The sequence below is a fragment of the Arthrobacter sp. Dra40 genome (assembly GCF_059091905.1).
The window spans coordinates 160,625-178,021 of the sequence record NZ_JBNHHB010000002.1 but is presented as its reverse complement, the minus strand read 5'-3'; the positions used below and the strand labels follow the sequence as shown (position 1 = coordinate 178,021).

Below are 17,397 nucleotides of genomic sequence, written 5' to 3'. Positions count from 1 at the left end.
GTCCCTTCTTTGCGCCGTTTGGCCAGGTCGAGGGAATCTCGCGCCTTGTCGACGTCGACGGGGAAGGTGTGCTGCTGGACTTGCCCGAGGGTGATATCGAGAGCTTCGCCCCCACGTTCAAAGGCACGTCGGTCGACCTGCGCTCTAGTTTGTCGCCAGACTCCCGTCACGAACCCGCGGTGTTGTGGGCGGCGGAATCAGCGGGCAGCCCGGCGGCTACTCGACGACGCCGTCGCGTACGTCAAGGAACGTGCGCAATTTGGTCGCCCGGGCGGTTCTTTCCAGGCGGTAAAGCACCGACTAGCCAGCGCGCTGATCGCAACAGAGGCTGCCGAAGCTGCTGTTACTTGGGCAAGCCTCGATCCCCAGCGGGCGCATAAACCTGCCGCGTTTTCTAACCTGTGGCAAGCGTGTAACGCGACGCGCTGACCGCAGTCGTGGCGCCACCGGTGCGGTGCTATCGTGCGGTGGTTGGGAGGCCAAGCACCGTCGCGGTCATCTCTACGAATGTGTCAATCATCTGTGTCGAATCAATGTCTTTCGTGTAGGGTCCGCGATGCCACTCGCGCACGCTGTTCAGCGCACCGATGATGTACCTTGTGAGCAGAATCTGTGCAACCGGGCTGGTGGCTTCGCCTGTCTCGACCGACCGAGTGACTAAGTCGAGGAGGTAATTGAACCAAGCTTGGCTGCGGGCACGGATGTTCGCGTGGTTCTCGCCGGAGAGGTGGCGTGCCTCAGTGAAGAAAATGTTTGCTCGCTCCGGATCTGCGACGTATGCTTCGCTGGTCGCGCGCAGGTATGTAACCAAATCTTGACCCGGCGACAGATTCAGCTTCTTCATCTGGTCGAATCTCGCTTCGGCATTCGCAAAGGAGCCGTCGGGTATCCGGAATAGAAGGTCCTCTTTCGAGGGGAAGTAGTGGTAGAGGCTACCCTTCAGTACGCCTACCCTGTCAGCAACGGCCTGCACGGTGGTCGCCGCGTATCCGCGCTCTGACATGACGGAGATTGCGTGCGCCATGACTTCAGCATCGCGATTGCGGCGGGTAGCGGGTGTCGAAGTTTCGGTAATTGTCTCAGTCATACTCACTGCTTTCATCGGTCTTCACGGCGCGGCGCCTATCATCCAGATTGCTCCAAGCGTTTGGTCGCTAAAGATAAATACTATGTTTCGACCAATCGGATGTTTGACTGTACACTGGATCGATGTTCCGTTAGTCGTACGAAGGAGTGTCATGACTGAGGCGCCCGGAAATCCTCTCAACTGGGGAGGGGCTTCATGGACCGGACCGATTGGTTGGCCGGAGCAGGCTTCTTCAACGGTGATCGATCTCTCCGTGCGGCTGGAGGCGGGCATGCCGCGTCATCCCAACCATCCGCCTTTCTCGCTCACGCTCACGGGTAAGCATGGTTCCGGACGATATCCGAAGGGCATTTCAGCTACAGCCGAGATGATCACCACAGGTGGCCATCTAGGAACTCATGTCGATTCGACAGGACATGTGGCGCTCAACGGTTGCATCTACGGGGATCGCGACATAATCGAGCAGCAGGATTGGAACGAGGGTCTCGGCGTCGGCTCGGTGGAGGAGCTGCCACCTCTCATCGGGCCTGGGCACTTGGTAGATGCACCTGCACTTTTTGGGCGGGATCTCACGCCGGCGGACGGAATCGGAGCGGACGAGTTCGAGGCCTGGTTCGCGAATCGTCCTCGTCCCCAAAAGGACTCGATTGTCGTCGTGCGCACGGGACAGATGCGTCACTGGCACGACCCTCAGCGGTTTCTGGGCACAGGAGTAGGCGTTCCAGGTGTCTCGCTGAGCGGCGCGCAATGGCTTTCCGAAGTCGGCGTTCGTGCGGCGGGGACCGACACGATGAACTTCGAGCACAAACCGGATCCAGCCGTCGTGGCAATGGACGCGCACGTGCATCTCCTCGTGGAGAAGGGAATCCCGATCATCGAATTCCTCGACCTAGAGACGGCGGCATCCGCGGAGGCATACGAATTCTTCTTCATTGCGTCCGCGCTGCGAATTGGGGGCGCCTCTGGGTCACCTATTCGCGCCTTGGCATTGCTCTGATTTCTTCACACTCGTTACGAAAGGCTCCGTGGTGATACAGCAACACGTCGACTTCATCGATCAAACACTCCGAGATGGACCTCAGAGCCTGTGGGGAATGACCATGCAGGCTTACGACGCGCGCGACGCTCTTCCCCATCTCGCACGCGCGGGCTACCGCACGATAGACCTGTTCGGCGCCGGGGGAGTAACAGTTGCGGTGCGCGGCGGATTCAATCCCTGGGACAAGATCGATTACATCATTGCCGGGCTCCCGGGCAATGAGCTGCGTTCGGGTCTTCGCACCATCTCGGCCGGTGGGTTCGCACCGACTCCGCAGGCGATTCTGGACCTTTGGATTCAGACGGTTGTGAAGCACGGGTTGAAGAGCATGTGGCTATACGACTGTTTGTTCGACATGGACTTGATGAAGCACATGGCAGCGGTCGTTACGGATGCGGGTGGTGTCCCCGTGCCTGCCGTCATGTATGGCCTTACGAGCGTTCACGACGATGCGTTCTTCGCTGAGCGAGCCGCCCAGATGGCGACGTGGGAGGGCGTTGAATCCATCTATGTAGAGGACGCTGCAGGCCTTCTGAAACCCGAAAGGGCCAAGACACTTCTCCCCGCATTGCGGGAGGCCGCCGGGTCGAAGGCCTTGGAGGCGCATTTCCACAACACGACCGGGCTTGCGCCGCACAACTATGTGATCGCGCTCGAGAGTGGTTTCGAGCGCCTACATACGGCGTCGCGACCGATGGCAAATGGACCTTCACTGCCGTCGACCGAAGCGATGGTGACCATTGTGGAACACATGGGGCACACTCATTCCCTCGACAAATCGACATTCGAGCCGGTCGCCGAGAACTTCCATCGACAAGCTGTGCGCGGCGGACACCGTCTGGGCACCCCAGTGGAGTACGAACCTCGTGTCTACGACCACCAGCTTCCCGGGGGCATGACCGGCACCCTCATCAATCAGCTTAAGAAGCAGAAGATGAGTCACCGGTTCGAGGAGGTCCTTGAGGCTATCCCGCAGGTGCGTCGTGATCTTGGCGAACCAATCATGGCGACGCCATTTTCACAGCTTGTGGGCATTCAGGCAGTGATGAACATCATTACCGGAGACGCGTACAGCCTGGTGCCGGATGAGGTCATTCACTACGCCCTTGGTCACTATGGACCTTTGGCCGCTCCGCTTGACCCGAACGTTCAGGATCGGATCATGTCGACGCCTCGGGCGAAAGAACTTTCCACCTGGGAGCGCCCCGACCCGAGTCTTAAAGAGATCAGGAAGATATATGGGAAGGCCGTCAGCGACGAAGACCTTCTGATGCGCTTTCTGACCTCCGATGAAGAGGTCGACAAGCTCGCCGGCGTGAAGCTCCGGACAGATCCGCGTAGAAGCAGCAACGAAATCGTGAACCATGTCGTCGACCTCGTCGAGGAGTCCCGCCCCTTGACTGGCCTGCGCGTGGGGGGTGCCGGCTTCGATGTGACTCTGGGCAAATCGTCGGCGGTCTAACCCTGCCGTTTGGAGCGAATGGGTCAGCTGGACTAGCGCGAACATAACGAACGGCCTTGCGGACGAGAGTTCTCCTCCACAAGGGTTGGTCACGTGGTCCAAACGCTTGGTTAGTACTAAACTGAGGGGAGCTTTTCAGCAGCGCTAATCGGCGACGAACTACGGGAGCAGTTTCAGATGAGGCCAATTACGAACGAAACCAAGGTCCCGACGCAGCGTAGGAATAGAGATTCCGAAGTGATGGCACACGCCATCGAGGTGATGTCAGAGCGTGGCTATGCTGCCACCACCGTTCAGGTGGTCTCGGACCGGGTCGGCGTCCTCAAAGGCAGTCTGTACCACTACTTTCCCTCCAAGGAAGTCCTGCTATTCCGCATTCTCGATGAATCCTTTTCGAGGGCCGAAGCGAAGTTCGAACAGATGAAGGAACTGGGTCTCCCTCCAGGCCAAGAGATCCTTGCCTACCTCCGCACCACTTGCGAGTCATATCTCAATGATCCCGATCGCGCCAACATCTTCTTCACGGAAGCCCGCCACCTCGCCGGTGAGCACCGGGCGAACATCCGTGAGCGCAGCGCGAACTGGTTCAACTACATCCTGGACTTAGTGACAAGGGCGGTCGAGAGCGGTGAAGCCAAGAGCAGCGTGCCGCCGGTTCTTTTGACCAAGTACGTTATCGGCGCCCTTAACAATGTGCGCACTTGGCATCGGGGAGTCCACGGCAAAGATTTCACGGCCGACCAGATGGTCGATGCCTTCGTGGAATCGACCGCAGCGGTGCTCGGCATCGACACCGCTTAAGGCGTCAGAGACGCTCGACGACCATGGCCACGCTGTGATCGACCGGCGGTGGGCACAAGGCCTCCAAATCGAACTGAACGTCTTGCCTTCAAAGGGGGTTCTGTTAGCGTCGCTAGACGCGGGTTTCGAGCATCCCAAAGGGCACGTCGGGCGGGATGAGGTGGTTGGCCCGGGCCGAATGCTTAGCCCACCGGCGGCGTTCCTTGACTTGCTGGTTCTCCTCAAGCAGCCGGTAGAATGTGGAGACCGGACCGAGGTACGTCTACGACATCACGGCTACGCCAAGCAGGGCTCGGTCTACGGTTACTCCGGGGTCCGCGGGCTGAACGCACTGGCGCAGCTGGCGGCTCCTGAGGGGTCCGCAGCAGCTGAGGCGGGGAACTCTGAGCTTGAGCGTTTGCGCCGGGAGAACGCGCAGTTGCGGATAGATAACGAGTTCTTGGGAAGAGCCGCAGCCTTCTTCGCTTCCAAGCAGCAGAATCGGAATGCTTCGAGCTGATGGAGGCGGAGAAGGCTTCTATATATCTCGTCAACCCCAATTTCGCTGCCGGCGGCGGTGTTGAGGTCGCGGTAGAGAGTCGTCGGGCGAGGTAGCGCTTGATGCAGCGGCGGACCTCGCGGTCTGTCTTGGTCGGCGTAAGCGCGGGTTTGGGGGTGGTGGACCATCCTGACAGGGCGCGGTTGAGGCGCCTGTCGCCTCCGCGGTTGAGCCGGTGCCGGGTGGTGTTCCCGGAGGAAACCGGGATGTGGTCACGCACATCCGGCGAGAGCGGCCAGGACGGTGGCTGCGGTGACCGGCCCGATCCCGGTCCCCTCGACCAGGGCCGCGGCGGGGCTGGCCTCGACGAGCTCGCCGGTCCGGTTCGTGTTGTCAGTGATCCCGAAGTCGAGGGCGGAGATCCTCTTGGCCAGCCGGACGGTCTCGGCGCGGGCGGTCGCGGCGGCGAGGTCCTCCTCCGGGGCGCCACCGGGAGTTCTTCCCGATTCTCCTGGCACCGAGGGGACTCCGGGCGTCCATGCCGAGGCCGGCAATGCGTACGAGCGCGGTCAGGGCGTTCACCGCCCTGGTCCGCCCGCCAGTGAGTTCATCCCGGGCGGTGAGGAGGATCCGGGCTGCCGCCCGGATCCCTTCGTCCATCCGCGGGCTGCGCAGCTGCTCTTCGTCGAGGGGAGCACGGCGGCGGCGATGCGCCGGGCGTCGATCGGGTTCCACTTGCCGATGCCGCGGCGTCCTGCCCTGCCCATCCGCGCCGCTTCGACCGCCCCGTAGCCAACAAGCCCCGCCTGGCGGGCGGGCGGGGCCCCGTAGCTGCCGACGCCCTCGATGACGCACGGCCGTACTTGGTCTTGTCTTTGATCAATGCTGGCCTCCTGAGTTTTGCGCCTTCGGGACCATTATTGAAGTGTCCAGAGCCTCGCGGGGGTGCTTTACGTTGGTCGGTGGCCGCGAGCACCCGTGACTGGATGTGTTCCTGACTCGCTGAGCCTTCCAGAGGTGCTGCGAACTCTTCGCGGTACGTCACCGACGAGGACAAACAGCATTTCGCAGTCGCCTCCCGTGCCCACGGCTCAAGCCGGATGCCTACTTCGACCCAGAAGCCGAACACCTGCTGGCATCAATGTTCCTCGCCGCCACCCTGGATCAGCGGCCGATGACCATGTGTGCACCGGATCACGACCCAAGTCAGCAAGGAACCGGTACAGATCCTTGAGCAGCATGATTGCCCGCTGCAGCCCGCCGGCTTGCAGGCCACCATCAATTTCGCCGCGAAGCAGCGTGAAGGCGTGTTCGGGACCGCGGAAAAATGGTGCAGTGCCTGAAAAACCGCAACACGCTGCGCTGGATTGCCCGACCGGTGGTGCTACTGTCGCCACGGACGTCCGGGCCGGTTCAATCCGCGGCGGTTCGCCGCCTCGAGTGAGACCCTGTACGTCCACTCTAAGGAAGGCGTCGGAACGGCTGCACCGTTGACGACTGCGCTCACGGTGGGTCCGGCCGCTTCAAGAAGTTCAGGCGGCGGTTTCCGAAATGGTAGGCGAGGGCACCGAACGACTCCACGCGCCGTGCGACCGACGGCGAAAGCGCCCCGTCATACGACACTCTTAGCCTGAGCCTCGGCCACTACCGGGGCCGATTGCTGCCAATCCCGGTAGTCAGCCACGATTGGAGACGCCGCCACGAGCCCGCCGTCCACCGGGATAACCTGCCCCGTAATAAACTCAGAGCCGTCCGACCCGAGAAACAACACCACGTCTGCGATCCGCTGCGGCGGTACGACCTGGGTGGTGAGCATGTTCCGTTCATAGATCCCGGGCAGCTCCGGCTGTCAAGAACGTGGGTCACTGTGATGATGGGGCAACCCTGACGCTGAAGGTAATCCAAGGAGTCCCGTATGAGCCAATAATGATTGGCCAGTTTGTATCCCAACGCGTGGCGGGTAGCCAGATGCTCGGTTGCTCTGGCCGTCAGGTCCTCACTCATCGGGGGCCGTATTGAACCGCACCGGGTTTGATGGAGGCAGTGATTACCCGAAAGGATTAAGCACATGCCAGCACCATCGAAGTATCCCGCGGAGTTGAAGGAACGAGCCACCAGGATGGCCCTGGACGCTAGGAAGGATCCGGCGACCAGGACCGGTGCGTACCGCCGCGCGGCGAGCAGCTCGGCGTCAACCCCGAGGCGCTGCGGACGTGGGTCAAGCGCGCGGAGGTCGACGAGGGCCTGCGACCGGGCACCACGAGCGATGAGGCAGGCCGGATCGCTGAACTCGAGCGCGAAGTCCGGGAGCTGCGTCGGGCGAACACGATCCTGAAGCAGGCGTCGGCTTTCTTCGCGGCGGAGCTCGACCGCCCGTCCAGGTGATGTGTTCCTTCGTCGAGGAACACCGTGACGAGCACGGGGTCGAGCCGATCTGCCGGACCTTGGAGATCGCCCCGAGCACGTACTACGCCCACCGCTATCGTCCCGCTTCCGACAGGAGCATCCGGGACGCGGAGTTGACCGAGGAGCTCAAGACCATCCATGAAAAGAACTACGGGGTATATGGGGCGCGGAAGATGCATGCAGAGCTGCGCCGGCAAGGCTACGAGGTTGCACGCTGCACCGTGGAACGCCTCATGCGCGAGGCCGGGCTGCGCGGGATCTCCCGCGCCAAGGGCCCGCGGACAACAAAACCGGCACCGGAGACAGACCGGCCGGCGGATCTGGTCAATCGCCGGTTCACCGCGGATGCCCCGAACCGGCTCTGGGTCGCAGACATAACCTATGTACGCACCTTCGCCGGCTGGGTCTATGCCGCGTTCGTGCTCGATGTCTTCTCCCGCCGAATCGTCGGCTGGCAGATCTCCACCAGCCTGTATACCGAGCTGGCACTCGATGCCCTGGAGATGGGGATCTGGACCCGGAATAGGGAAGGGACGGACCTGACCGGCCTCACCCATCACAGCGACAGAGGAGTGCAGTATCGCGCCATTCGCTACGCCGAACGTCTGGCAGAAGCCGACGCAGTAGCGTCGGTGGGCTCGCGCGGCGACAGCTACGACAACGTGATGGCCGAAGCGCTGAACTCGCTGTTCAAGGCAGAGCTGGTCCGTAACAAGAGGCCGTAGAAAGACATTAACCATCTCGAGATCGCTGTCGCCGAGTACGTCGATTGGTACAACAACCGGCGTCTCCACAGCGAAATCGGCTACCTGCCGCCCATCGAATACGAACGGCTCAACGCCGGGTAAACCCAACCAGAACTAATGGCAATTTCCAACTAAGAAACCCTCCATCAAACCCGAGGCTTGACATATCCTGCACTGTGGCCTCCGGCCACTCCCGTGCGAGTTCGGACAAGGCATGGAGATCGACCTTGGCATATACCGCGGTCATGGTGTCACTGCGATGGCGCAGCAATTGGCCGGCCTCGGCAAGACTGCCACCGCCGGCCAAGACGGCGGTCGCAGCACTGTGCCGAAGCCGGTGGGCACCGACAGGACCTGTAATTCCTGCCCGCCGTGCTGCTTTCACTACAACGTTCGTCACTCCGATGCGGCTGAGTGCCCGGTAGGGGGCACAGCCGATGAGGAAAACATGACGCTCACCGGCTGTGGCCTGCCTACGCGCACGCAGATATCCCGCGACGGCATGACCGACATCAGCAGGTATCGGCATCAGTTGGCAATCGTTCGCCTTGCCAGTGACACGTACCGTTGCGGCCCGCCAGTCAAAATCCTCGAGCTCGAGCCCCGCGACCTCAGCTCTCAGCCCCAGGCGTACCAGCAGCAGCATGATCGCCCTGTCCCTGTCGGAAGCTTCGACCTCGAGCAGAGATGCGATTTGCCGGGCCGGCAACGCTTGGACAATTTCCGTTGCCCGGCTTTTCCGCACGGGACCGATCGCAGCGGCAAGGTAAGTCCTGGTGTTGCCGGAGAGGAACATCCAGCTAAAGAACGCCCTGAACGACGTCGACGACACGACGGAAGACGCCGACCACCGGACCGACCCGCTGACCAAAAACCGGTTCACCTCCGCGACCGTGACTCCCGCCAGCCCGATGCCACCCTGATCGACATGCCAGCGGACAAACGCACGGACATAGAAAACATAGACTGCTACGGTCCTGGCCGCCAGCGCTCTTTCCAGAACCAGATACGAGGAGAATTCTGTTAGGAAACCAGCCTCGTCATCGCCGAACCCAGCACCGGCCGAGGCACCGCCTTCCGCCCTTGAATCCGGCAGAATGAATTCCACCAACTGCCGCAGTGCAATCGGTACGCCCCGGTGCGGTCCAGCCAGGCCCTGTTCGGAGCAGAAACGCTCCACTGATGCCCAACATCTCCTCGGCGCTAATGTTCTGCCCGGCCATCCAACCCGACAGATGTTCGCCAATAAATGGAACCTGCCACGCCGACAGTGGGCCGCTGATTCGAACTTTGCTGGGATTAGTCATGATGCTGGTCCTTCCATGAGTATGGGAAGACAAGCATCCGGTAGAACAGCAGGTTATGCCGACGTTCAGGGCCTCTCAACGAGGCCCTGACCGGCACGGAAACAAAAACATCGGCATAATCAGAACATCGGGATAAGCATCGTTATGCCGATATCGGCATAACGATGCCCCAGTCTACCAAGATCTTCCCGTCCATCCCGGCCCTCGTTGAGCGGGCCTACGTTGAGAGTGTGCTTTTTTCCCATACAGGCAATGCGTTCGGGTTACTTGGTGACCTTGCCCATGCGTGTGGCGATCGGGGTAGTGAACAGAGGTTGGGTCAGGAACCAAGCGGCGGCGACCAGAACCAGGGAGACTAGGAAGACCACCAACCCCCACCAGTCCACAACGTCCCGCGAGGTGTACATGTGGTTCAGGTTCCGCAGGGCCCCGGTAAAGAACACCAGGAACACGTGCACGATCGTGAACGCCACGAAGTAGAGCATCACCGGGAAATGGATCGCACGGGCCCACTCCACCGGGTATGCACGATTGAGCCGTTCGGCCTTCTCCGGCCACCAAGTGGAGAACCGGATCCCGGAGAGGACCGCCAGCGGCGCGGCGATGAACACGGTGATGAAGTAGGCCATGAGCTGCAGCGCGTTGTAGTGCACCCACCCGTTCTCTGTCGGCCAGTCCAGGGAGACGTACTGGATACCGGCCGAGAGCATGTTCGGGAAAATATCCCAACTGGTCGGCACGATGCGCATCCACTGCCCGGTGGCCAACAGCAGGACGATGAAAACCAGCCCGTTGAGCACCCACAGCACGTCCAGGCTCTGGTGCAGCCACTGCGACAGGGAGACCTTCTTCGGCGTGTTGCCCTTCGGCGAGAAAAACGAGTCCTTCTTCGCGGTCCAATACCCGGGTGGCTTGCGCTCGGTACGGACTTGCAGGCCCGTTCGGACGATGAGCACGATAAAGAACATGTTCAGGAAGTGCTGCCAGCCCAACCAGGGCCGGATACCGTCAGGGGCTGATCCCGGTTGGGAGGCGTGCCCGTCGTAGGTCGCAATGAACTGCTGCACAGTTTCCAGGGTCCGCAGCCACCGGGCGCCGAACGCGGCCGCTGCAGCCAGGACGAGCAGCCCGGCGACGATCGCGGCCGGCTTTACCCACGCCGGCCGGTTGGTCCGTTGCTGGCCCGTTTCGACGGCAGCGGGGGTGCCAGTGGCCGGAGTGTCCTTAGCTGGGGCCGTGGCGCCCCCCGCACGCGCCGGGGCGGCCATCCGGTTTGCTGACCGCACGGCCGGTGTCGACGCCGCGGCCGCTCGACGGGAATCTGCAGCAGGCGCCGACGGGGTGGATGGATCCACCGGGGTGATGGGGGATGCGACCGTGCCCATCCGGTGCCGCCCCGCGTTCGGGGCGGCTGCCTTGGTTTGCACTGCTGACGGATCGGCGGACGGCGTGGCGGGAGCGCCGCCCAAACGCGTTTTCGGAGCGCGATCTTCGTAGGTCTGGGCAGCGGCCGCGCCGCCGGCGTTCTGGCTGGGTGTTGCCGCGGCTGAGGGAGCCTCGACGGGTGACGGGGTGCCACCCATGCGGCGTTTCCGCGCAGGCGGTGCAGGCGCTGTGGTTGCCAGTGCAGCCGCGTCTGCCGATGCCCGGTTATCGGTGGCGGCCGGTGAATCCGCCGTGATCGGGGAGTCTGATGGCGCTGCCGGCGTGGGGTCGGACGCGGGCCGGGGGTGCTGTCCCATGTGTTCCGCTGTCCCGGCCGCTGCCGTCGCCGGCACGGGCGGCGACACGTGGCCGGGTTCCTGTGTGTCCGGTGTTGAGGCGGGCCGGGAGTCCATTCCCTGCACACCCGCAGGAGCAGCCAGTGGCGTGTAGCCCGCCATGCGGCGCCTGGCCGTGGGAGCGCCGGGGGTGTGGTCGCTGGTCATGGTAAGTCTCAGTCCTTGATCGGGGTAAAGGGCGCGTGGGCCGGGGGCGTCCGGCCGGTCAATTGCGGCGGTTGTTGATTTCCTTGATGAGCTGCGGGACCACGCTGAACAGGTCCCCGACTACCCCGAAGTCTGCGATTTCGAAGATGGGGGCGTCCTCGTCCTTGTTGATGGCCACGATGGTCTTGGCGGTCTGCATCCCGGCGCGGTGCTGGATCGCTCCGGAAATCCCCAAGGCTACGTATAGCTGGGGGGTTACGGTCACCCCGGTCTGCCCGACCTGGTAGGACTGCGGCACGTACCCGGCGTCCACTGCCGCCCGGGAAGCGCCTACGGCGGCCCCCAGGGAGTCTGCGAGGTCCTCCACGAGGGAGAACGCGTCTTCCGATCCAACCCCCCTACCGCCGGATACCACGGCCTTGGCCCCGCGGAGCACCGGCCGTCCGGTCTCGGCCGGGGCATCCGTGACCTCGACGATCCTGGCCCCGGGAGCTACTTGGGTGGCTACCGGCGCAGTGGTGACCTGCGGGGCTTCCACGGCCTGCGCGCGGGCTTCGACCGAGCCCGGACGCACGGTCACGATCATCAGGCCGCCCTCCACCGTGGACTCGGTGGTGAAGTCGCCGCCGAAGACCGCGTGTGAGGCGATGACCTCCTGGCCGTCCTCGTCGTAGCGCACCCCGACTGCGTCCGCGGCCACCGACCCGCCAGCCACGACCGCCAACCGGCCGGCCACTGCCTTCGAATCGTTGGTTGCCGGCACCAGCACCAGGTGTGCCGAGTAGGCCTGGATCGCGTCGGCCAGGGCGCCGACCTGGGCTGAGCCCAGCCCGGTGGCCACGGGGTCGGCCTCGGCCACGTATACGTGGGCCGCGCCCAAGGCCCCGAGCTGTGCTGGCAGGCTTTCGGTGGTTCCGGGGGCTGCGACCGCGACCGCCACAGGGGTACCGATGCCGGCGGCGGTTCCGAGCAGGGACGCCGCGGTCGACTTCGGCGATCCCTCGCCGGTGGTCTCGATCAACACGAGTACATTTCCTATGTTTGCCATGATGGGTTCCTTACTTCTTGGGCAGCACGGGCCTAGGATGCCGGAGCTGCGGCGGACCGATCAGGGGCCCGCGGGGTTCGACTAAAGACAGGACAGGGATTGTGTGCCCGGTCAGACCAGGCGGTGGGAGACGAGGAAGTCGGCCAACTGGGCTGCTGCGGTGCCGTCGTCGGTGATTTTCGGGCCGGCCTGTTTGGGCGGGCGCGCCGCGGCCGAGACCATCACCGAACGTACCGCGGCCGCCTCCGGCCCGGCCTGGATCCGCAGATCCGCGACCGACCAAGTCTCCAACGGTTTCTTCTTGGCCGCCATGATGCCCTTGAAGTTCGGAAACCTGGCCTCCGCGGTCTTCTCCGTTACCGAGACCACCGCCGGGTATTCCGAGGACAGCCGGAGCGTGGCCCCGTCAACCTGCGCCCGTCCCGACAGTTCGTTTGTGGTGATCGCAACCTCGTCCAGTCCCGGCAGCACTGGCCAGCCCAGGATCTCGGCAACCATCGCCGGGACCATCCCTCCCCGCCCGTCGGTGGCCTCGTTGCCGGCCACCACCACATCGACCCCGCCGATCTTGTCAATTGCGGCGGCCAGCACCCGGGAAGTCTGGACCATGTCCGACCCGGCCAGTGCAGGGTCGGACACCAGGACAGCCGTATCCGCGCCCATGGACAACAGCTTCCGGAGTGTCTTGCTGGCGTCCTCCGGGCCCATGGCCATCACCACGACCTCCGCGTCCTTGTTCGCGTCCTTGACCCGCAGGGCATTTTCCAAGGCACGCTCGTTGATCTCATCCGGCACCGGCTCAGACGCGGCCCGGTCCAAGATCCCGGACTCCAAATCGATCTTCCGGTCCGACCAGGTATCCGGAACCTGCTTGGCCAACACGACAATCTTCACTTCATTTCTCCTTTTCCGTAACACATTCATCTGGCTGCGTCCCTGCGGCGGTCACGCCGGTAGGGGACGGGGAATTGAGCAGCTGCTCAAGGCTCTTCGACTGTGTTCGTCGCCATAAAAGGGCGCTGGCAAGATGGTCAGTGCACCGAATCCGCCGGCCATCAGGACGAACGGGGGCTCGCCCAGCGGGACAAGCCCCAGCGCGAAGGTGCCCGCGGCCGTGCCGGCATACAGGACGAAGTTGTTCCATGCCAGCGCGTAGGCGCGCTTCTTGCCGGCCGAACGGGTCAGCATCTCCTGGCCGGTGCTGACGAAGGCCGAGCCGGCCGCGAAGGTGACCAGCCGGCCGATCAGGGAAGCCAGAGATTTTCGGCGGCGGTGGCTGCAACGATAAAACCGGTCATGAGGCCGGCACAGACTAGGTTCAACAGTGGCTGCGAGCCCTGCCGAACATGGATTCGGTGCAGGAGGCGTCCCCCGATGGTTGCCCCGATCGAGGACCCCGTTCCCTGTTCGGTGACAGATGCCAAGGCTGTTCAAGAGGGCAGCTGTGATACGGGCCTTGTCGCGGCCTGCCAACTTGACAAACGTGGGTCGGCCGAGCATCTCACTGGGCTTCGGGTGGATGCCGTAGACAGTCCCCGTGAAGTTGGCGAGGTTCGAGCACCACGATCTTCATGGGAGTTTCCTTCCGTCGACTAGTCAGGGTACTTCGGGCCGACACCTCGATTCAACATCAAAAGCAGGCCCTTAGTCAACCATGCGTTTGGTTTATTATCGCAATACGGCAGGGCAGGTGCACTTCGCCGTCCAACCACTTGGTTGACACTACAATTTGATGTGCAGGCAGATATTCAGAGGGGCCTGCAGAGCAGAATCTCCTGGAAGCCCACGCAGTTCGGAGTCCCTTCTCGGTCGCTCGCCCTCTTGCCGCTCTTCCTGGAGGGTAGCCCAGCGACCAGCAATCTGTTAGGCTGCTTATAAAACTACCGTTTGATTGTGAGAGAAAGTGATGATCGTGTCCCCGACCGAAGTCGACGCCTTTGCCTCTGAGGCAGAGGACTGGCTGAGGGTGAATGTGCCCGCCCGGTGGCGCGACCACCGCAAGGATTTGAGCGAGCGTGAGGTCTTCGAGATCGAGCGCGATTGGGACCGTCAGCTGTGGGCTGGCGGATATGCCGGTTTAGCGCTGCCGGAAGAATTCGGCGGACGCGGGCTAGGCCTAGAGGAAGAAATCACCTTCCACTTCCTAGCTGCTCGTCATCACGCGCCGGATGGACTGTCACGTGTGGGAAAGATTTTGACCGCTCCAACATTGATCGCGCACGGCAACGATCAACAGCGCGCAAAGTATCTGCCGTCGATCCTGGCGGGTGAGGAGATATGGTGCCAAGGATTTTCCGAGCCCAACGCAGGTTCTGATCTTGCAGGAATTTCTTGCAGTGCCGTGAAAGTCGACGGCGGCTACGTTGTCAACGGATACAAGACTTGGACCAGTCACGGCCAGTACGCCGACCGGTGCCTGCTGGTAGCGAGAACGGACAAGGATGCTCCCCGGCACAAGAACCTGAGCGTCTTCCTCGCCGATTTCAAACAGCCCGGAGTCTCTGTAACAGGCATTCGCCAGATCTCTGGATCCACGCACCTAAACGAGACGTACTGGGACGGGGCATTCGTCGCGGATGAAGATCTTGTCGGCGAGGCAGGCCAAGGATGGCGGATCGCCATGACAGTTCTGATGAACGAACGCGGCGGCGTCGAGGCCGCAACGCGCTACGTGGAGGCCCGTGCAGACGTCGACCTTCTGATTGAAATGGCGGGCGGCGACACGGCGTTCTCGCGGGAGATTACGAAACTCGAAACCAAGGTCGAGCTCCTGCGGTGGATGCTCTCCTCTGCGGTTAGTCAACAGGACGACCGTGAAGCGTACGGGCGGATTGTGGGCATCCTCAAGGTGTACTGGAGCGAGTTGCTCCAAGACATAACAAGTCTGGGCCTGAAGGTATCGGACGCGGCGAACAGGCCCTTGTGGCAAACCCGATATCTCGACAAGAGGGCGGCATCGATATACTCCGGCTCCAACGAAATTCAGCGAAACATTATCAGCGAGAGAATCCTGGGGCTTCCACGATGACGACGTCCATTCTGAGTAAGACCCTGCCCACCGAACTGGGTGAGGCAGCAGCCGAGGGAATCGGGGCAATCCTGGCCAAGGCGACAGCCGGTTCTAACATTTCCACGTTCGTCGAGGGCGCTCCGCCTGTGACTTGGACCGATCTTGCCGATGCTGATTGGGACCGGATCGGGATAGTGGAAGATGGCGAGGGCGCATCGCTGCGCGATCTCGCCGAATTTGCGCAGAGGTGGGGCTACAGCTGCCTGCAACTGCCGTTGATTCCCACTCTCCTCGCGAAGCGGCATTCGACCGAGGCCGCGGCGTCAAACGGTCCGGTGACGTTCTCGCTTTTCGTAGGAGAGCCGGAGGGCCCGTTCTTCGCCCCATTCGGGCAAATCGACGGTATCTCCTTTCTCTCAGAAGCAGGCAACGAAACTGGGGGTGCGGTCTTGCCGATGCCGGAGGGTGCGCCTCAATCCTTCGCTCCGACTTTCAGGGGGAGTCTGATTACAACGAAGTCAGTTCTTTCTTCTGAATTCCGGCGCGAACTGGCTGTGCTCTGGGCCGCTGAATCTGCGGGCGCCGCGCGTCGATTGCTCAACGAGGCGGTCGCCTACGTCAAAGAGCGGGAGCAGTTCGGTCGGCCTGTGGGGACGTTCCAGGCCGTCAAGCATCGCTTGGCGAACGCATTAATCGCCGCGGAATCGGCGGAGGCAGCGGTGATCTGGGCGAGTCTTGACCCTGATGGGTCCCATCGTGCAGCGGCCTTCGCGGTCGATCAAGGCATCGCTGTCGCGGAAGCTGCCATTCAGGTGCACGGCGGCCTCGGGTTCACATGGGAAATGGGACTCCATTTTTACCTGAAGCACATGCTGCAGATCCGCGACCTCCTCGGAGGGCTGGCCGATGCGTGAAGCAGTCATTGTCGGCCGTAAGGTCACCGATCGGCAGGGCATTTAAGGGGCACCTGACCGGCGTCCGAGCCCACGATCTGACGGCCGCCATGGTGGCGGCAGCTCTGGCGGACACACCAGGGCTGGACCCGGCCTCGATCGACGAGCTTATCGTCGGATGCCGGGTCCCCGGTAGGCGAACAGGGCGGAAATATCGCGCGAAGCGTGGCTGTAATGCTCGGTTACGACACCCTCTCTGGTACCACACTCAATAGGTATTGCGCTTCAAGTCTCCAGAGCACCCGCATGGCGTTCCACGCGATCCGCGCAGGCGAGGGATCAGCGTTCATCTCCGCGGGTGTCGACATGATCTCGAGGGTTTCGGCAGCTTCTGCGTCGACTAAGGCTGATCTTCGCAACCCCTTGTTCCCCCAACGAGCCGCTTCCACCGGTGCGTGGCGCGACCCCCGGGAGGATGGTCTAATGCCCGACCTGTTCATCGACATGGGCCAGACGGCGGAAAATGTCGCATCCATTTATGGGGTGACGAGACACGAAATGGATGAGTACGCCGCTCGGAGCCAGAGTCTTGCCTCCGAGCGCCAAAAGCAAGGATTCTGGGCCCGTGAGATCACGCCTATCACACTGCCCGACGGCAGCGTCATGTGTGAAGACGATAGCCCGCGGCCAGGGACTACCCTGGAAAAGCTCTCTGAATTAGAGCCTGCCTTCCGCGAGGGCGGCACCGTCACCGCGGGCAACTGCTGTCCCATCAACGACGGTGCGGCCGCAGTCGTGATCATGAGCGACGTGCGGGCACGGGAACTCGGTATCACACCGCTGGCCCGCATCGTCTCGACCGCGGTCAGTGCGTTATCACCGGAGATAATGGGCCTGGCGCCCGTCGAAGCAAGCCGCCGGGCTCTGGCCTTGGCCGGCTTAAGCGTCTCAGACATCGACCAAGTGAAGATTAACGAGGCCTTCGCAGCCCAGGTCATCCCTTCCTACCAGGAGCTGGGATTCGACCTAGACCGAGTTAACGTGAATGGGGGATCGATCGCGGTTGGGCACCCGTACGGCATGACCGGTGCCCGCATCACGGCCACCCTGCTGAACTCCTTGGAATGGCACGATAAACAGTTGGCCTTGAGACGATGTGCGTCGCGGGCGGCCAAGGCATGGCGATGGTGAT

Annotated in this window: 18 protein-coding genes, 2 pseudogenes and 1 other annotated feature; of the genes and pseudogenes, 10 read left to right on the top strand and 10 right to left on the bottom strand. The window is 62.5% G+C overall.

The features are described 5' to 3' along the window. The first annotated feature begins 66 nt into the window (after positions 1-66). A complete protein-coding gene (locus AC5RWT_RS02360; RefSeq protein WP_494078994.1) occupies positions 67-429 on the top strand; it encodes an acyl-CoA dehydrogenase family protein in 363 nt (120 codons plus the stop codon). 28 nt (positions 430-457) lie between these two features. Here AC5RWT_RS02360 and AC5RWT_RS02355 read toward each other — a convergent pair whose 3' ends face one another. After that, positions 458-1,087 carry a TetR/AcrR family transcriptional regulator gene (locus AC5RWT_RS02355; protein ID WP_494078966.1) on the bottom strand — a complete coding sequence of 210 codons (630 nt, stop codon included), beginning with the start codon at positions 1,085-1,087 and terminating at the stop codon, positions 458-460. Positions 1,088-1,238: 151 nt separating this feature from the next. Between AC5RWT_RS02355 and AC5RWT_RS02350 the strand changes: the two genes are divergently transcribed. From AC5RWT_RS02350 to AC5RWT_RS02340, 3 genes are all read left to right on the top strand, one after another. Next, a complete protein-coding gene (locus AC5RWT_RS02350) occupies positions 1,239-2,084 on the top strand; it encodes a cyclase family protein (RefSeq protein ID WP_494078965.1) in 846 nt (281 codons plus the stop codon). A gap of 97 nt (positions 2,085-2,181) precedes the next feature. After that, a complete protein-coding gene (locus AC5RWT_RS02345) occupies positions 2,182-3,588 on the top strand; it encodes a hydroxymethylglutaryl-CoA lyase-like TIM-barrel protein (RefSeq protein ID WP_494078964.1) in 1,407 nt (468 codons plus the stop codon). Between the two features lie 240 nt (positions 3,589-3,828). Next, positions 3,829-4,389 carry a TetR/AcrR family transcriptional regulator gene (locus AC5RWT_RS02340; RefSeq protein ID WP_494078963.1) on the top strand — a complete coding sequence of 187 codons (561 nt, stop codon included), beginning with the start codon at positions 3,829-3,831 and terminating at the stop codon, positions 4,387-4,389. A gap of 575 nt (positions 4,390-4,964) precedes the next feature. On the opposite strand, the pseudogene AC5RWT_RS02335 reads toward AC5RWT_RS02340, so the two are convergent. Beyond that, positions 4,965-5,108: pseudogene (locus AC5RWT_RS02335) on the bottom strand (IS110 family transposase); the annotation flags it as partial. 31 nt (positions 5,109-5,139) lie between these two features. After that, a complete protein-coding gene (locus AC5RWT_RS02330; protein WP_494078962.1) occupies positions 5,140-5,385 on the bottom strand; it encodes a hypothetical protein in 246 nt (81 codons plus the stop codon). A 666-nt stretch (positions 5,386-6,051) separates the two neighbouring features. Between AC5RWT_RS02330 and AC5RWT_RS02325 the strand changes: the two genes are divergently transcribed. Then, complete coding sequence (locus AC5RWT_RS02325) at positions 6,052-6,210, top strand: hypothetical protein (RefSeq protein ID WP_494078961.1); 159 nt, start codon at positions 6,052-6,054, stop codon at positions 6,208-6,210. Positions 6,211-6,370: 160 nt separating this feature from the next. Here AC5RWT_RS02325 and mftB read toward each other — a convergent pair whose 3' ends face one another. Together mftB and AC5RWT_RS02315 are read right to left on the bottom strand one after the other, a co-directional pair. Next, positions 6,371-6,448: a mycofactocin biosynthesis chaperone MftB gene (gene mftB, locus AC5RWT_RS02320; RefSeq protein ID WP_494078993.1), complete on the bottom strand. Its 78-nt coding sequence runs from the start codon at positions 6,446-6,448 to the stop codon at positions 6,371-6,373. A 31-nt stretch (positions 6,449-6,479) separates the two neighbouring features. Next, entirely contained in the window at positions 6,480-6,683 is a 204-nt protein-coding gene (locus AC5RWT_RS02315) for an SDR family oxidoreductase (protein ID WP_494078960.1), read from the bottom strand. Between the two features lie 252 nt (positions 6,684-6,935). Between AC5RWT_RS02315 and AC5RWT_RS02310 the strand changes: the two are divergent. Continuing rightward, a pseudogene (locus AC5RWT_RS02310) lies at positions 6,936-8,121 on the top strand (IS3 family transposase). Further along, positions 7,213-7,326, top strand: a sequence feature (AL1L pseudoknot). (Overlaps the previous pseudogene by 114 nt.) Here the strand turns inward: AC5RWT_RS02310 and AC5RWT_RS02305 are convergent. From AC5RWT_RS02305 to AC5RWT_RS02285, 5 genes are all read right to left on the bottom strand, one after another. Continuing rightward, a complete protein-coding gene (locus tag AC5RWT_RS02305) occupies positions 8,108-9,127 on the bottom strand; it encodes a tyrosine-type recombinase/integrase (RefSeq protein ID WP_494078992.1) in 1,020 nt (339 codons plus the stop codon). The pseudogene AC5RWT_RS02310 and the gene AC5RWT_RS02305 overlap by 14 nt on opposite strands. A gap of 462 nt (positions 9,128-9,589) precedes the next feature. Further along, positions 9,590-11,254, bottom strand: a complete 1,665-nt coding sequence (locus tag AC5RWT_RS02300) for a cytochrome b/b6 domain-containing protein (protein WP_494078959.1) — start codon at positions 11,252-11,254, stop codon at positions 9,590-9,592. Positions 11,255-11,312: 58 nt separating this feature from the next. Further along, positions 11,313-12,302, bottom strand: coding sequence for an electron transfer flavoprotein subunit alpha/FixB family protein (locus AC5RWT_RS02295; RefSeq protein ID WP_494078958.1), 990 nt, complete (start codon positions 12,300-12,302; stop codon positions 11,313-11,315). Between the two features lie 111 nt (positions 12,303-12,413). After that, positions 12,414-13,196 (bottom strand): electron transfer flavoprotein subunit beta/FixA family protein, encoded by a 783-nt coding sequence (locus tag AC5RWT_RS02290; protein WP_494078957.1) that lies wholly within the window; start codon positions 13,194-13,196, stop codon positions 12,414-12,416. Between the two features lie 51 nt (positions 13,197-13,247). After that, positions 13,248-13,490: a hypothetical protein gene (locus AC5RWT_RS02285; RefSeq protein WP_494078956.1), complete on the bottom strand. Its 243-nt coding sequence runs from the start codon at positions 13,488-13,490 to the stop codon at positions 13,248-13,250. Positions 13,491-14,214: 724 nt separating this feature from the next. Here AC5RWT_RS02285 and AC5RWT_RS02280 point away from each other — a divergent pair. Genes AC5RWT_RS02280 through AC5RWT_RS02265 form a run of 4 tightly spaced genes read left to right on the top strand, consistent with a single transcriptional unit; the run spans position 14,215 to position 17,396 of the window. Continuing rightward, positions 14,215-15,330 (top strand): acyl-CoA dehydrogenase family protein, encoded by a 1,116-nt coding sequence (locus tag AC5RWT_RS02280; protein WP_494078955.1) that lies wholly within the window; start codon positions 14,215-14,217, stop codon positions 15,328-15,330. Next, positions 15,327-16,226 carry an acyl-CoA dehydrogenase family protein gene (locus tag AC5RWT_RS02275; RefSeq protein WP_494078954.1) on the top strand — a complete coding sequence of 300 codons (900 nt, stop codon included), beginning with the start codon at positions 15,327-15,329 and terminating at the stop codon, positions 16,224-16,226. Before AC5RWT_RS02280 ends, AC5RWT_RS02275 begins: the two co-directional genes overlap by 4 nt. Next, complete coding sequence (locus AC5RWT_RS02270) at positions 16,148-16,480, top strand: thiolase family protein (RefSeq protein ID WP_494078953.1); 333 nt, start codon at positions 16,148-16,150, stop codon at positions 16,478-16,480. Before AC5RWT_RS02275 ends, AC5RWT_RS02270 begins: the two co-directional genes overlap by 79 nt. Next, a complete protein-coding gene (locus AC5RWT_RS02265; protein WP_494078952.1) occupies positions 16,440-17,396 on the top strand; it encodes an acetyl-CoA C-acyltransferase in 957 nt (318 codons plus the stop codon). The genes AC5RWT_RS02270 and AC5RWT_RS02265 overlap by 41 nt, the downstream gene beginning before the upstream one ends. The last annotated feature ends 1 nt before the right edge of the window (position 17,397 follow it).